Genomic DNA, 12,994 nt, shown 5'->3' with positions numbered 1-12,994 from the left:
GGACCGAACCTATTCTTCCGCTTCGGTCGCGACCAGCTTCCAGTTCGGATCGCGCGAGCGGGTGTCGCGGGCGAAAGTCCACACGTCCTTGACCTCGACCACCGTTTCGGGATCGCCGTCGATCACCTCGCCCGATGCGTTGCGCGTCGCCGAGATCAGTTCGCTGACGATGCGCAGCGTGATGTGCGCCTCCGAGCCCTTCTGCTCGGCACCGACGATTTCGGCCTTGTCGATGCCGACGAAGGACGACTGGACCTTTTCGTTGCGCGTCTCGCGGTCGGAGATGGCCTGGACGAAACCGTCATGGACTTCGCGCGACAGGAGGTTCTTCAAGGTCCGCCGGTCGCCGTCCGCATAGGCCATGACGATCATTTCGTAAGCCATTTTGGCGCCGTCGACGAACTGCTTGGGATCGAAGCTCGGGTCGGCTTGGCGAATGGCGCGCAGACCGTTGTTGACGGGCGTGCCTTCCGGCGCGACGGCGTCGATCGCAGCGAAATCGGGAGCAGGCGGAGCGTCGCCCATGCGCCGACGCGGCAGCGAGACCACGTTCTCGGGCGCCTGCTTGTCCGCATCGGGGCGCGTATAAGGGTCGTGCGGCGGTCGCTCATTTCCGGTGCGGCGTCCCAGCACGCTGCGCAACTGGTAGAAGATCACCGCGGCGGCGACGAGGAAGAAGATGGTTCCGAAATCGAAAAATTCCATGTCGTCCGCCAAGACCCTGTTCGTCATTACACTGAAACACGGGATCGATCCTAACCGGTTTGCCGGGGGGTTCCCATGTCTGATCAACAATTTAGATCGCTCTTCGCGCACATTGCACGCATGTCTTGCGCTCTAGGTGAAGTTCTCCGGCACGAAATCAAGCGTGCCCGTCGTCTTTTGCATATAGATCGCCCGCCCTCCGCATTCAAATGCGCACTGGCCTTCCTATATGAAGGCGAACCGCTCTTGAGGCCCCCATCGTGCGATTTCCGCTGATTCCCCTGATCATTCTCGCCCTGCCGCTGGTCGAGATCGCTACCTTCATCGCGATTGGCAGTCAGATCGGCGTCCTTGCGACACTCGGACTGATCTTCGCCTCGGCCTTTCTGGGCATTATTCTCGTCCGCGTCCAGGGTTTCAACACCATCCAGCGCATTCGCACCGAACTCCATCGTGGCGGCTCACCCGGCCGCGATCTCGTACACGGTTTGATGATCGTCGTTGCAGGCATCCTCCTGATCATTCCAGGCTTCGTCACCGATGCGGTCGGCCTGTTGCTTTTCCTGCCGCCCGTTCGCGATCTCGGCTGGCGCTTCCTGCGTGAGCGCATCCGCGTGACCACAGTGCAGACGGACGCGGCATGGCAGGCGAGGCGGCACGCCCACGACGGGGTGGTCGATCTCGACGCGGACGACTATCGCGACCTGTCGCAGGACGGCGAGCCGCAGACCCACTCGCCCTCCGATCCGCGCCTGCCGCCCCGTTAAACTTGTCACGATCCGGCGTGCGTGTTAGCGAACGCCCGATTTCTTGAACAACAGCCGTCCGGACGCGCAATCTGGACGAGGAGAGGAACGACGACATGGCCGAAACGCCTGAGAACACCAATGGTCAGAACGGCGGCGGCGCGGCGCAGCCCGGCGCCCAGGCGCAACAGGGAGCGACCTTCAACGTCATCTCGCAATATGTGAAGGACCTGTCCTTCGAGAATCCGGGGGCGCCCGCCTCGCTTCGCACACGCACGCAGCCGCCCGGCATCAACATCAATGTCAACGTCAATGCGAACCCGATCGCCGATAAGGAGTTCGACGTCGTCCTGACGATCAACGCCAAGGCCGAAGTCGAAAAGACCGTCGTCTTCAACGCCGAGCTCGTCTATGGCGGCGTCTTCCGCATCGACGGCTTCCCGCAGGAACACATGCTGCCGCTGCTCTTCATCGAGTGCCCGCGCCTGCTGTTCCCATTCGCCCGCCAGATCATCGCCGATGTCACGCGCCAGGGCGGGTTTCCGCCGCTGATGATCGACCCGATCGATTTCGCTCAGATGTTCCAGCGCCGCATGGCCGAGGAACAGGCCCGCGCCAAGGTCGCGCAGCCGACCGGAACCGCCTGAGCGCCTCACGCGGCAAGCATTGAAAAACCCGGCCTCGCGCCGGGTTTTTCGGTTTCAGGAGCCGTTGGCGGCCGCAGCGTAAGACGGTTCGACCACGCGCCAGATGGCATTGTCGCCGAGCGTTGCGACAAGCTTTTCATGAGCGACGATCTCCCTTTCGGTGAGACGGGGGGAAAGCGGCCGTGGACGTGGCCGGATTTCGATCACCGTTCGCCCATCCGTCCTGTCGCCGTCGACGTTGGTCTGGACGTCGAGCACGAGCGCCGCCTGCCGGCCGCCGATCAGTTCGATATAGACTTCCGCAAGCAATTCGGAATCCAGCAGCGCGCCATGTTTGGTCCGACGCGAATTGTCGATGCCGTAACGCCGGCAAAGCGCATCGAGCGAGTTCGGCCCCATCGGATGCTTGCGCCGCGCGATCGCCAGCGTGTCGATCACCCGCGACGGCTCGACCATGTCGACGCCGAGCCGCCCGAATTCGGCATTGAGAAACCCGATGTCGAAATTCGCATTGTGCGCAATCAGATGCGCACCGTCGAGAAAGGCCAGGAGATCGGCGAGAATGCCGTCGAAGGTCGGCTTGTCGGCGAGCGAGGCGTCCGTGATGCCGTGGACGGCGAGCGCCTCGGGATGAACCTGACGACCTTGCGGATTGATATAGACGTGGAAGCTGCGCCCGGTCGGAAAGCGGTTGACGAGTTCGATGCCGCCGAACTCGATGATCCTGTCCTCGTTCGGGTCGAGGCCGGTCGTTTCGGTATCGAAAATGATCTCACGCATCGGATATCGCTTCGCCCTTCAGTTTCGCCACGATCGCCTCGACCGCCGCGCGCGCCGCCTCCAATCCCTCGCCGCTTTCGACGATGAAATCGGCGCGCCGCCTTTTCTCGGCGTCCGGCACCTGCTTGGCAAGGATGGCCTCGAACTTCTCCACCGACATCCCCGGCCGGACGAGCACGCGCTCGCGCTGGATGTCGGCCGGCGCGGAAACCACGACGATGCGATCGACGCGCCCCTCCCCGCCCGTCTCGAACAGAAGCGGAATGTCGAGAACGGCGAGCTTGCGGCCCGCCGCCCACTGTTCTTCCACAAACGCGTCGGCCTCGGCACGCACCAGCGGATGAACGATCTTCTCGACCGTCTTCAGCGCCTCGGCATCGCCCAGAATGCGCTGCCCGAGAAGAGCGCGGTCGACGACGCCGTTCTTGACGGTTCCCGGAAACGCAGCCTCGATCAGCGGCGCGGCTTTGCCGGCATAAAGCCGATGAACGGCCTCGTCCGAATCATGGACCGGCACGCCCGCCTCGCGGAAGAAACGCGCGGTGGTCGACTTGCCCATTCCGATCGATCCGGTCAACCCGACAACCAGCATTTTGGGGTTCATCGCGTCGCCTCCAGATCGGCGACGATCAGCGCACGCAAGTCCGGCATCACCTGCGGGCGAACACCGAACCAGCGCTCGAAGCCGGGCACGGCCTGGTGCAGCAACATTCCGAGCCCATCGACCGTTGCAAGGCCCCGTGCCGCGGCGCGCTCCAGGAGCGGCGTCACCAGCGGCGCGTAAACGATGTCGGTCACGACGGCATGGTCCGGCAGGGACGCGAGATCGAGATCGAGCGGCGGCTGGCCCTTCATGCCGAGCGCCGTCGTGTTGATCAGAAGGTCGGCCCTGGCGAGGAGCGCCGGCGTCTGGTCGAGGCCGGCTGGCTTGACGCCCGGAAAGGAAAGAGCCAGTTCGCCCGCCCGCACGGCCGAGCGGTTGGCGACCGTCACCTTGCCGATGCCCGCCTCGCGCAGCGCGTGGAGCACAGCGCGGGCCGCGCCGCCGGCTCCCAGCACCAAGGCTGTCTGCGCCTCGCGCCATTGCGGCGCGCCGGCGTCGAGATTGGCCGCGAATCCGTAAGCATCCGTATTGCCGCCAACGAGTTCGCCATGCTCGGTCCAGAGCGTGTTGACTGCACCGATCGCGCCTGCTGCCGCATCACGGCGCGAAACGGCATCGAAGACCGCCTCCTTGTGCGGAATGGTGACATTGCCCCCGACGAACGCCCCGCGTCGCAACCTTTCCAGAAATTCCGGCAGATCGGCCGGTGTGACATCGACGGCGCGGTAGTCGCCATCGATCCCGTGGGCGGCCAGCCAGTGGCGATGAATCATCGGCGAGCGGGAATGCGCGATCGGATGGCCGATGACGAAGGCATCGCGCATGTCAGCCATCGATTGCGCCCAGTTCGCGCAGCTTTGCCAGAAGCGGCAGCAGCGGCAGGCCGACGATGGTGAAATGGTCGCCCTCGACTTGGTCGAAGAGCTGGATGCCCTTTCCTTCGATCTGGTAAGCGCCGACCGACGACAGCGCTGCATCTCCCACCGCCGAAAGATGCCGCCCGATGAAACCCGGATCAAGGTCGCGCATCGTCAGGGACGCGACCTGAACGTGCCGCCAGATCGCTTCGCCGTCCTGGGCGATGACGACGGCGCTGTTCAACTGATGCGTCCTGCCGGACAGTTTCAGGAGTCGCCGGCGCGCCTCCTCCATGTCGGCCGGCTTGTGCAGAAGTTCCTCTCCCAAAGACAGTGTCTGGTCGCAGCCGATGACGAAGGCGCCCGGATGGTTCTGGCTGACATCGACGGCTTTCGCCTCGGCGAGGATCTGTGCCAGATCGTCAGGCCGGAGGCCGGTATCGGCAACCGCCTCTTCCACGGCGCGTTCGTCGATCGACGGTCTTTCCACGGTAAAGGCGATGCCGGCGTCTTCCAGCATCCTGCTGCGGAACGGGCTTCCCGAAGCCAGTATGATCTTTTTCGTCACAACGCCTCCTCGCGATGGGTCTTGTTACGCAACGCGACGATGGCGGCTGCGGTTTCCTCGATCGAGCGCCGGGTGACGTCGATCATTGGCCAGCCATGCCGGTTGCAGATCTGACGGGCATAGGCCAGTTCTTCGGAAATCGAAAGCCGGTCGACATAGTCGCCATGGTTGAAGCCGGTCCCGCCGAGCACGCGGTTCTGGCGGACTTGCGAAATCCGTTCCGCCGTCGCGATCAGGCCGACGACCAGCGGCTTCTTGGCCGTTACGATCTGCGGCGGGATCGGCACGCCGATGACGATCGGCACGTTCGCCGTCTTGATGCCGCGATTTGCGAGATAGATCGAGGTCGGCGTCTTCGAGGTGCGCGAGATGCCGATCAACACGATGTCGGCTTCCTCGATGTCCGGCGGCAACTGGCCGTCATCATGCTCCATGGTGAAGTTGAGCGCGTCGATGCGGCGGAAATAATCAGCGTCGAGGACATGCTGCGCGCCGACGCGGCGGCCGGCCGGCGTCCCGAGATAGGACTGGAAGACCATCAGAACGGGCTCGAGAACCGAGACGCAGGGCAGGCCGAGCGCCTGGGAGCGTCGGTCAATCTCGGCAGCCAGCGCCTGATCGACGACCGTATAGAGCACGATTCCCGGCGCTTCCTCGATATCGACGAAGACGTTTTCGAGCTGCTTGTCGGTTCGGATCAGCGGATAGATGTGCTCGATCGCGCGCGCGTTCTTGTATTGGGCCGCCGCCGCCCGCCCCGCCGCGAGCAGCGTTTCGCCGGTCGCATCCGAGATGAGGTGGAGATGGAAGAAATTCTGCGGTTTGTTCACGGGATTCTGCCTGCCCTGTGGGCGACTGTGCATAAAGCGGGAGAGCGGCAGGGCCGTTCGCGGGCCAATGTATCAGATGGCGGTTTCTCCACAATTCGCCAAACTGTGGGCCGGAATCGAGCCTGTGGGAAATTGCGGGGGGCGTGGCCTTGTCCTGCACGCGCCGAGGACGAAGCTAGGCCGGATCGGGCGGGCTCAAGGCATTGATACAAAACCGCGAATCGCGACGATCCCCGTTGATCGTCAACAGGTTTCGCAATTCGCCTTGCGGCGATATAACCACTGGCCGACGCGCACACGTTCGGGGAGAAGCGGGAAACCCCGATTCCAACAGACTCTAAGAACCATAAGACTCCTTAAAAATTTCTTTAATTTCTTAAGGGGCTCGACGGAAAGGCCGCGAATGTCGATCGAACGGAAGATGCTGAAGGTCTTGCAGGGAGAAAGCGTCTTTCCGCCTCCGATCTGGATGATGCGGCAGGCGGGACGCTACCTGCCCGAGTATCGGGAAACGCGCAAAGCGGCGGGGAGTTTTCTCGACCTTTGCTACAATCCAGATCTCGCCGTCGAAGTGACGCTTCAGCCGATCCGCCGGTTCGGCTTCGACGCATCGATCCTGTTCTCCGACATTCTCGTCATACCCCATGCGCTCGGACGCGATCTGCGCTTCGAGGAGGGGCGCGGCCCGCTAATGACGCCGATCGCGGCCGACGAGGTCGAGCGGCTCGACGCGTCTCGCATCCACGATCATCTCGCGCCGGTCTTTGAGACGGTACGGCGCCTTCGCTCCGAACTGCCGACCGAAACGACGCTGATCGGCTTTTGCGGCGCGCCCTGGACAGTGGCGACCTACATGATCGCCGGACATGGCACCCCAGACCAGGCGCCGGCGCGCATGTTCGGCTACCGGCACTCCACCGAAATGCGAAAGCTGCTGGCGCTTCTGGCAGATTGCTCGGCTGACTATCTCATCCGCCAGATCGAAGCGGGTGCGGATTGCGTTCAGATTTTCGATTCCTGGTCCGGCGTGCTCGACGAAACGTCTTTCGAGGCTTACTGCATTCAGCCGATGAAGCAGATCGTGAACAAGGTTCGCGCCGTTCATCCAAACGTGCCGATCATCGGTTTCCCGAAGGGTGCAGGGGCGCTTTATGACGGGTATCGTGCCAAGACGGGCGTCACGGCACTCGGTCTCGACTGGAGCGTTCCCTGGAGCCAGGCGCAGCGCTTGCAGGCCGAAGGCGCCGTGCAGGGCAATCTGGACCCGTTGCGGCTCGTCGTGGGCGGTGACGCGCTTCATGACGGTGTGAAGGCCATTCTCGACAATCTCGGCGACGGGCCGCTGATCTTCAATCTCGGCCACGGCATCACGCCGCAAACGCCGATCGCGCATGTCGAGGCGATGATCGCGCAGGTTCGGGGAGCGAGGCAGTGAGCCGCACGAACGCGAACAGCACGGGCCCCGGCAGGCGTGCGGGCATTGCGCTTGCCATCTTCCTCGCCCTGACCGCGGCTGCGCTTTTTCTCTTTCCGGCCGAGGCGTATCTGTGGGCCAAGGCGATCCATGTGATCGCCGTCGTCTCCTGGATGGCGGGGATGCTCTACCTGCCGCGGCTCTTCGTGTATCACGCCGAAATCGGCCCCGGAACGCCGCAATCCGAGACGTTCAAGGTGATGGAACAACGCCTATTGCGCGCCATCATCAATCCGGCGATGACGGTTGCCTGGGTTATGGGCCTGTGGCTCGCCTGGCAGGGCTTCGGCTTTTCAGGCGGCTGGCTGCACTTGAAGATCGTTCTCGTCGTCGCCATGTCGGGACTGCACGGCTATTTTTCCAAGGCCGTGCGTCTCTTCGCCGAGGACCGCAACCAGAAGTCGGCACGGCACTGGCGTCTCATGAACGAGGGGCCGACGCTGTTGATGATTGTCATCGTCATCCTGGTCGTGGTAAAGCCGTTCTGAGGCTCGAATGGCGCGGCTTGCGCTTTCAATAGTGCGACGCTAAGAGACAATCCTTCCTTTCGCCGCGCGGCCCGCTTCTTTCATGACGGTATTTCCGCGCCGCCGCCTTCCTACGTCTTTATCGACTTCCCCATCGCCAGCCGAGTGCGCATATGCAGGAAATGAAACTACAAGAGCTCAAGAGCAAGGGTCCGACCGACCTCATTGCATTCGCCGAATCACTTGAAGTCGAGAACGCAAGCGTTCTGCGCAAGCAGGAGCTCATGTTCGCGATTCTCAAGAAGCTCGCTGCACAAGAGGTCGAGATCATCGGCGAGGGCGTGGTCGAAATCCTGCAGGACGGCTTCGGTTTCCTGCGTTCGGCAAATGCCAATTACCTGCCCGGCCCGGACGACATCTACATTTCACCCTCCCAGATTCGCCGCTTCTCCTTGAAGACGGGCGACACGGTCGAAGGTCCGATCCGCAGCCCCAAGGAAGGCGAACGTTATTTCGCGCTTCTCAAGGTCAACACGATCAATTTCGAAGACCCCGAGAAGATCCGTCACAAGCTGCATTTCGACAATCTCACGCCGCTCTATCCCAACGAGCGTTTCAAGATGGAACTCGAGGTTCCGACGTCTAAGGACATGTCGGCCCGTGTCATCGACCTCGTCGCGCCGCTCGGCAAGGGCCAGCGCGGCCTCATCGTCGCGCCGCCACGCACCGGCAAGACCGTCCTTTTGCAGAACATCGCGCATTCGATCGCGCATAATCACCCCGAAGCCTATCTGATCGTCCTCCTGATCGACGAGCGGCCGGAAGAAGTCACCGACATGCAGCGCTCGGTGAAGGGCGAGGTCGTGTCGTCGACCTTCGACGAGCCGGCCGTGCGCCACGTCCAGGTCGCCGAGATGGTGATCGAGAAGGCCAAGCGCCTCGTCGAGCATGGCCGCGACGTCGTCATCCTGCTCGATTCGATCACCCGCCTCGGCCGCGCCTACAACACGGTCGTGCCGTCCTCCGGCAAGGTCCTGACCGGCGGTGTCGATGCCAATGCGCTGCAACGCCCCAAACGCTTCTTCGGCGCGGCGCGCAATATCGAGGAAGGCGGCTCACTGACCATCATCGCAACCGCACTCATCGACACTGGCAGTCGTATGGACGAAGTCATTTTCGAAGAGTTCAAGGGAACGGGCAATTCGGAAATCGTCCTCGACCGCAAGGTCGCCGACAAGCGAATCTTCCCGGCCATGGATATCCTCAAATCCGGAACGCGCAAGGAAGACCTCCTCGTTCAGCGTCAGGATCTGCAGAAGATTTTCGTCCTGCGCCGCATCCTCGCGCCGATGGGCACAACCGACGCGATCGAGTTCCTGATGGACAAGCTGAAGCAGACAAAGACCAACAGCGACTTCTTCGATTCGATGAATACCTGACCGGATCGCGGTCACGATTGCAGGCATATCGATCCGGCGGGCAGTTCATGTCCGCCGTTTCGCATTGGAGTGATTGATGCGTTCGACGACGACGATCTATGCGCTTTCGAGCGGCACGCTGCCCGCCGGCGTCGCCGTCCTGCGCATATCCGGCCCGCACGTTCCAGCCATCATTCCGGAACTGACCGGCCGGCCATTGCTCGAACCACGCCGTGCCGTGCTCTGCACCGTTCGTGACGAAACCGGCGCGCCGATCGACGACGCGCTATGCATCCATTTTCCGGCGCCCGCGAGCTTTACGGGGGAAGACGTGCTGGAAGTCCAGCTTCACGGCAGCCGCGCGGTCACAGCGGCGCTCTTTCGTCGCCTCGCCATGTTCGATGGGCTTGAACCGGCCGAGGCCGGCGCCTTTACCATGCGCGCCTTTCTCAATGGCCGCATCGACCTGACTGCGGCGGAAGCGCTTTCCGATCTGATCGTCGCCGAAACGGACGCTCAGCGTCGGCTGGCATTGTCGAATGCCGATGGCGCCCAGCGGCGGCTTTATGAGGGTTGGCGCGGCGAACTTCTGTCGATCTGGGCGCGGATCGAGGCTGATCTCGATTTTTCCGACCAGGACGATGTCCCACCCGAATTCGGCAGCCTCGTGCGCGAACAACTCGCGGCGCTTGAGGCTCGGATAGGCATTCATTTAGACGGCTATAGAATTGCCGAGACGGTGAACGAGGGCTTCCACCTCGTTGTAGCTGGCGCGCCGAATACGGGAAAATCAAGTCTTTTCAATTACTTGGCGAAACGAGACGTTGCGATCGTCACCGAGATTCCGGGGACGACACGGGATCTGATCGAAGTTCGTCTCGATCTTGACGGTAAGCTCCTGCGCATTACCGACACCGCCGGATTGCGTGCCACCTCCGATCCGGTCGAGCAGATCGGCGTCGAACGCGCCCGGAACGCGACACGCGGGGCCGACCTCGTTATCGTTCTGGATGACGGCGCGCAACCGGTGCCTGATATCGTGGCCGAGCAAGTGATGATCGTGCAGAGCAAAGCGGACATCCGTCCGCATTTGCCGGCTAGTCCAGCGATCTCGACCAAGACGGGTTTCGGCGTCGATGACCTTCTGGAGAAAATCTCCGCGATCCTTGATTCTCGAACCAGAATCCACGATACCGTGCCGTCACGGCAACGTCATGTCGCGCACTTGGAACGATGCCGTGAGTCTCTTGCGCGCGCGCGCCAGTCACCTGCTTTTGAACTGGCGGCCGAGGAACTTCGAGTAGCCGCAGATTCGCTTGGACGGTTGACAGGCGCGATCGACGTCGAAGATCTGCTTGGCGACATCTTTTCTCGCTTCTGCATAGGGAAATGACTCACGTGAAACAGCACTCCAAATTCGATGTCGTCGTCGTTGGGGGCGGTCATGCCGGTGTTGAAGCTGCCTGCGCGTCCGCACGTATGGGCGCAGTCACTGCGCTGGTGACGCTGAGCGCCGATAATCTCGGCATCATGTCCTGCAATCCCGCGATCGGGGGGCTTGGGAAAGGCCAGTTGGTGCGGGAAATCGATGCGCTCGACGGAATCATGGGCCGCGCAGCCGACAAGGCCGGCATTCAGTTCCGACTGTTGAATCGCAGCAAGGGCCCGGCCGTTCGCGGCCCACGCACCCAAGCCGACCGGAAACTCTATGCACAGGCCGTCCAGGAACTCGTTGCTGCGCAGGAGAATCTTCATCTCGTCGCGGATGAAGTTCTGGACCTCGATATCCACGATGCGAAGCTCATCGGAGTCCACCTCAAGACTGCTGGCTATATTTCCTGCGGTGCTGCGGTATTGACGACCGGTACTTTCCTTCGGGGGCTGATCCATATCGGCCCCGACAAAATTGTCGCCGGGCGCATGGGCGAACAGGCAACGAATGGCCTGGCGTCGACCTTTTCGCGCCTCGGCGTTCCTCTCGGTCGCTTGAAGACAGGCACACCGCCACGGCTCAAGCGCGAATCGATCGAATGGAATGCGCTCGAACGTCAGGCTGCCGACGAAGTGCCGGTTCCATTTTCGTCCATGACATCTTCGATCTCCATACCGCAGATCGAATGTGCCATCACACGAACGAACGAGCGTTCACACCGCATTATCCGCGAGAACCTGCACAGGTCGGCCATGTATGGCGGCGCGATTGAGGGTGTCGGTCCCCGCTATTGTCCATCGATTGAAGACAAGATCGTCCGGTTCGGTGACCGGGACGGCCATCAGATATTTCTGGAGCCCGAGGGGCTGGACAGCGATCTTGTCTATCCGAATGGCGTTTCGACATCGATGCCTTGGGACGTTCAGATCGACTTCATCCGCTCGATGGAGGGTTTGCATAAGGCAGAGATCGTTCAACCGGGATATGCCATCGAATATGATCATGTCGATCCGCGCGAACTGTCATCTGCCCTGGAGATGCGGTCATGTCGCGGCCTGTTGCTGGCCGGGCAGATAAATGGCACGACCGGCTACGAGGAAGCGGGGGCTCAGGGCATCCTTGCAGGCCTCAATGCCGCGATCCGTGCGGGCGGCAGTGAGCCCGTCTCGCTGTCCCGCGCCGACGCCTATATCGGTGTCATGATCGATGATCTCACCACGCGGGGCGTTACCGAACCCTATCGGATATTCACTTCGCGCGCGGAATACCGGCTGTCAATTCGTGCCGATAACGCCGATGAGCGTTTGACGCCGCTTGGGTTGAAGTTCGGAATTGTCGGCGCCGAGCGCGCGAAGATGTTTGCTGCGCGAACGGAACGACTGGCCGGACTCAAGCAGCGTTTGCGGGAGCTGACATTGTCGTCAGCGGCCGCGATCAAGCAGGGCCTTGCCGTCAATGCTGACGGCAAGGTGCGCAGTGCCTATGAGCTGATGGGAAACTCGTCCATTCGGTTCGAAGACCTCGATCGAGTTTGGCCCGAACTTCGCAAGTTTGATCGGATAACGCGCGAACTTGTCGAGATTGACGCAAGCTACGCGGTCTATCTTCAGCGTCAGGGTGCCGATGTCGAGCGATTGCGCAAGCAGGAAGGGTTGGAGATCCCGGTTGATCTGGACATCGATGCGATCGTCGGATTGTCGAATGAAATGCGATCGAAATTGATCGAAGCCCGTCCGCAGACAATTGCCCAGGCTGGGCGGATCGAGGGAATGACGCCGGCTGCTTTGTCGCTCCTTCTGGCGCATGTTCAGCGCAAACATGCGTCGCTTGCGGCATGAATCAGTATGATTCTCTCAATCGTGTAGCGGGGGGCGTTTCACGTGAAACTTATGAACAGCTTCTGGCTTTCGAAAAACTCTTCCAGCGCTGGAACCGTTCGATCAATCTGGCGGCGAGCGGCGCGCAAGATGACTTCTGGATACGTCATATTCTTGATTCGGCCCAGTTGTGGCGACTTCGTGGGACGGCATCGGACTGGACGGACATTGGCAGTGGCGGCGGGCTGCCAGGTCTTGTGATTGCCATCCTCGGAGCGCCTTCCGGACTGACGGCTACGCTCGTCGAGAGCAATCAGAAGAAGTCGGCATTTCTTCGCTCGGTCGCCGTCGAGCTCGGATTAACCGTGGTCATACGGTCCGAACGCATTGAAGCCGCCACAGAATTCCTGACCCCCTCTCTCGTTTCGGCGCGGGCTCTGGCGCCGCTGAAAAGGCTCCTCGAACTTACGGAGAGGTGGCTTGCGCCGGGACGAGGCCGCGCGCTCTTTCCAAAAGGGCGCGATTTCCAACAGGAAATTCACGCAGCGCGTGACCATTGGCAATTTGATCTGGTAGAACATGCCAGCATGGTTGACGCGATGAGTCGCGTTCTGGAATTGTCCAACGTTCAGCGTCTGGAGCACTGATC

Annotated in this window: 14 protein-coding genes; 8 read left to right on the top strand and 6 right to left on the bottom strand. The window is 61.7% G+C overall.

Annotation, left to right across the window (positions count from 1 at the left end):
• Positions 1 to 9: 9 nt before the first annotated feature.
• Positions 10 to 705, bottom strand: coding sequence for a Tim44/TimA family putative adaptor protein (locus PZ895_RS13330; protein WP_275839477.1), 696 nt, complete (start codon positions 703 to 705; stop codon positions 10 to 12).
• A gap of 260 nt (positions 706 to 965) precedes the next feature.
• On the opposite strand from PZ895_RS13330, the gene PZ895_RS13325 reads away from it, so the two are divergent.
• Both PZ895_RS13325 and secB read left to right on the top strand, forming a co-directional pair.
• A complete protein-coding gene (locus PZ895_RS13325) occupies positions 966 to 1,472 on the top strand; it encodes an FxsA family protein (protein WP_275839476.1) in 507 nt (168 codons plus the stop codon).
• A 95-nt stretch (positions 1,473 to 1,567) separates the two neighbouring features.
• On the top strand, positions 1,568 to 2,098 hold the full coding sequence (secB, locus tag PZ895_RS13320; protein WP_275839475.1) for a protein-export chaperone SecB: 531 nt from the start codon (positions 1,568 to 1,570) through the stop codon (positions 2,096 to 2,098).
• A 54-nt stretch (positions 2,099 to 2,152) separates the two neighbouring features.
• On the opposite strand, the gene dnaQ is transcribed toward secB, so the two are convergent.
• From dnaQ to PZ895_RS13295, 5 genes are read right to left on the bottom strand one after another with little or no spacing between them, the layout of a single operon-like run.
• Positions 2,153 to 2,878 (bottom strand): DNA polymerase III subunit epsilon, encoded by a 726-nt coding sequence (dnaQ, locus tag PZ895_RS13315; RefSeq protein WP_275839474.1) that lies wholly within the window; start codon positions 2,876 to 2,878, stop codon positions 2,153 to 2,155.
• On the bottom strand, positions 2,871 to 3,470 hold the full coding sequence (coaE, locus tag PZ895_RS13310; protein ID WP_275839799.1) for a dephospho-CoA kinase: 600 nt from the start codon (positions 3,468 to 3,470) through the stop codon (positions 2,871 to 2,873). Before coaE ends, dnaQ begins: the two co-directional genes overlap by 8 nt.
• Before the next feature lie 8 nt (positions 3,471 to 3,478).
• Positions 3,479 to 4,315, bottom strand: a complete 837-nt coding sequence (locus PZ895_RS13305; protein WP_275839473.1) for a shikimate dehydrogenase — start codon at positions 4,313 to 4,315, stop codon at positions 3,479 to 3,481.
• Positions 4,308 to 4,907 (bottom strand): Maf-like protein, encoded by a 600-nt coding sequence (locus tag PZ895_RS13300; RefSeq protein ID WP_275839472.1) that lies wholly within the window; start codon positions 4,905 to 4,907, stop codon positions 4,308 to 4,310. The genes PZ895_RS13305 and PZ895_RS13300 overlap by 8 nt, the downstream gene beginning before the upstream one ends.
• Positions 4,904 to 5,770: a pyruvate, water dikinase regulatory protein gene (locus PZ895_RS13295; protein WP_275839471.1), complete on the bottom strand. Its 867-nt coding sequence runs from the start codon at positions 5,768 to 5,770 to the stop codon at positions 4,904 to 4,906. Before PZ895_RS13295 ends, PZ895_RS13300 begins: the two co-directional genes overlap by 4 nt.
• 370 nt (positions 5,771 to 6,140) lie before the next feature.
• On the opposite strand from PZ895_RS13295, the gene hemE reads away from it, so the two are divergent.
• From hemE to rsmG, 6 genes are all read left to right on the top strand, one after another.
• Positions 6,141 to 7,172: a uroporphyrinogen decarboxylase gene (gene hemE, locus PZ895_RS13290; protein WP_275839470.1), complete on the top strand. Its 1,032-nt coding sequence runs from the start codon at positions 6,141 to 6,143 to the stop codon at positions 7,170 to 7,172.
• Positions 7,169 to 7,699: a protoporphyrinogen oxidase HemJ gene (gene hemJ, locus PZ895_RS13285; RefSeq protein ID WP_275839469.1), complete on the top strand. Its 531-nt coding sequence runs from the start codon at positions 7,169 to 7,171 to the stop codon at positions 7,697 to 7,699. Before hemE ends, hemJ begins: the two co-directional genes overlap by 4 nt.
• A gap of 152 nt (positions 7,700 to 7,851) precedes the next feature.
• Complete coding sequence (gene rho, locus PZ895_RS13280) at positions 7,852 to 9,117, top strand: transcription termination factor Rho (RefSeq protein ID WP_275839468.1); 1,266 nt, start codon at positions 7,852 to 7,854, stop codon at positions 9,115 to 9,117.
• 76 nt (positions 9,118 to 9,193) lie between these two features.
• Entirely contained in the window at positions 9,194 to 10,489 is a 1,296-nt protein-coding gene (gene mnmE / locus PZ895_RS13275; RefSeq protein WP_275839467.1) for a tRNA uridine-5-carboxymethylaminomethyl(34) synthesis GTPase MnmE, read from the top strand.
• Positions 10,486 to 12,366, top strand: coding sequence for a tRNA uridine-5-carboxymethylaminomethyl(34) synthesis enzyme MnmG (gene mnmG, locus PZ895_RS13270; protein WP_275839466.1), 1,881 nt, complete (start codon positions 10,486 to 10,488; stop codon positions 12,364 to 12,366). Before mnmE ends, mnmG begins: the two co-directional genes overlap by 4 nt.
• The gene (rsmG, locus tag PZ895_RS13265; RefSeq protein ID WP_275839465.1) at positions 12,363 to 12,992 is read left to right on the top strand and encodes a 16S rRNA (guanine(527)-N(7))-methyltransferase RsmG; all 630 of its coding nucleotides are present in this window, start codon (positions 12,363 to 12,365) and stop codon (positions 12,990 to 12,992) included. The genes mnmG and rsmG overlap by 4 nt, the downstream gene beginning before the upstream one ends.
• Positions 12,993 to 12,994 lie beyond the last annotated feature (2 nt).

This window comes from Mesorhizobium sp. YIM 152430 (assembly GCF_029210365.1).
Taxonomy (GTDB): Bacteria; Pseudomonadota; Alphaproteobacteria; order Rhizobiales; family Rhizobiaceae; genus Aliihoeflea.
Note: the sequence above shows the minus strand (reverse complement) of the source record. Positions and strands in the feature narration are given on the sequence as shown.

Coding starts and splice junctions, on each gene's coding strand:
- PZ895_RS13330 (WP_275839477.1), bottom strand. CDS start 705: ATGGAATTTTTCGATTTCGGAACCATCTTCTTCCTCGTCGCCGCCGCG.
- secB (WP_275839475.1), top strand. CDS start 1,568: ATGGCCGAAACGCCTGAGAACACCAATGGTCAGAACGGCGGCGGCGCG.
- dnaQ (WP_275839474.1), bottom strand. CDS start 2,878: ATGCGTGAGATCATTTTCGATACCGAAACGACCGGCCTCGACCCGAAC.
- coaE (WP_275839799.1), bottom strand. CDS start 3,470: ATGCTGGTTGTCGGGTTGACCGGATCGATCGGAATGGGCAAGTCGACC.
- PZ895_RS13305 (WP_275839473.1), bottom strand. CDS start 4,315: ATGGCTGACATGCGCGATGCCTTCGTCATCGGCCATCCGATCGCGCAT.
- PZ895_RS13295 (WP_275839471.1), bottom strand. CDS start 5,770: ATGCACAGTCGCCCACAGGGCAGGCAGAATCCCGTGAACAAACCGCAG.
- hemE (WP_275839470.1), top strand. CDS start 6,141: ATGTCGATCGAACGGAAGATGCTGAAGGTCTTGCAGGGAGAAAGCGTC.
- rho (WP_275839468.1), top strand. CDS start 7,852: ATGCAGGAAATGAAACTACAAGAGCTCAAGAGCAAGGGTCCGACCGAC.
- mnmE (WP_275839467.1), top strand. CDS start 9,194: ATGCGTTCGACGACGACGATCTATGCGCTTTCGAGCGGCACGCTGCCC.
- mnmG (WP_275839466.1), top strand. CDS start 10,486: ATGACTCACGTGAAACAGCACTCCAAATTCGATGTCGTCGTCGTTGGG.
- rsmG (WP_275839465.1), top strand. CDS start 12,363: ATGAATCAGTATGATTCTCTCAATCGTGTAGCGGGGGGCGTTTCACGT.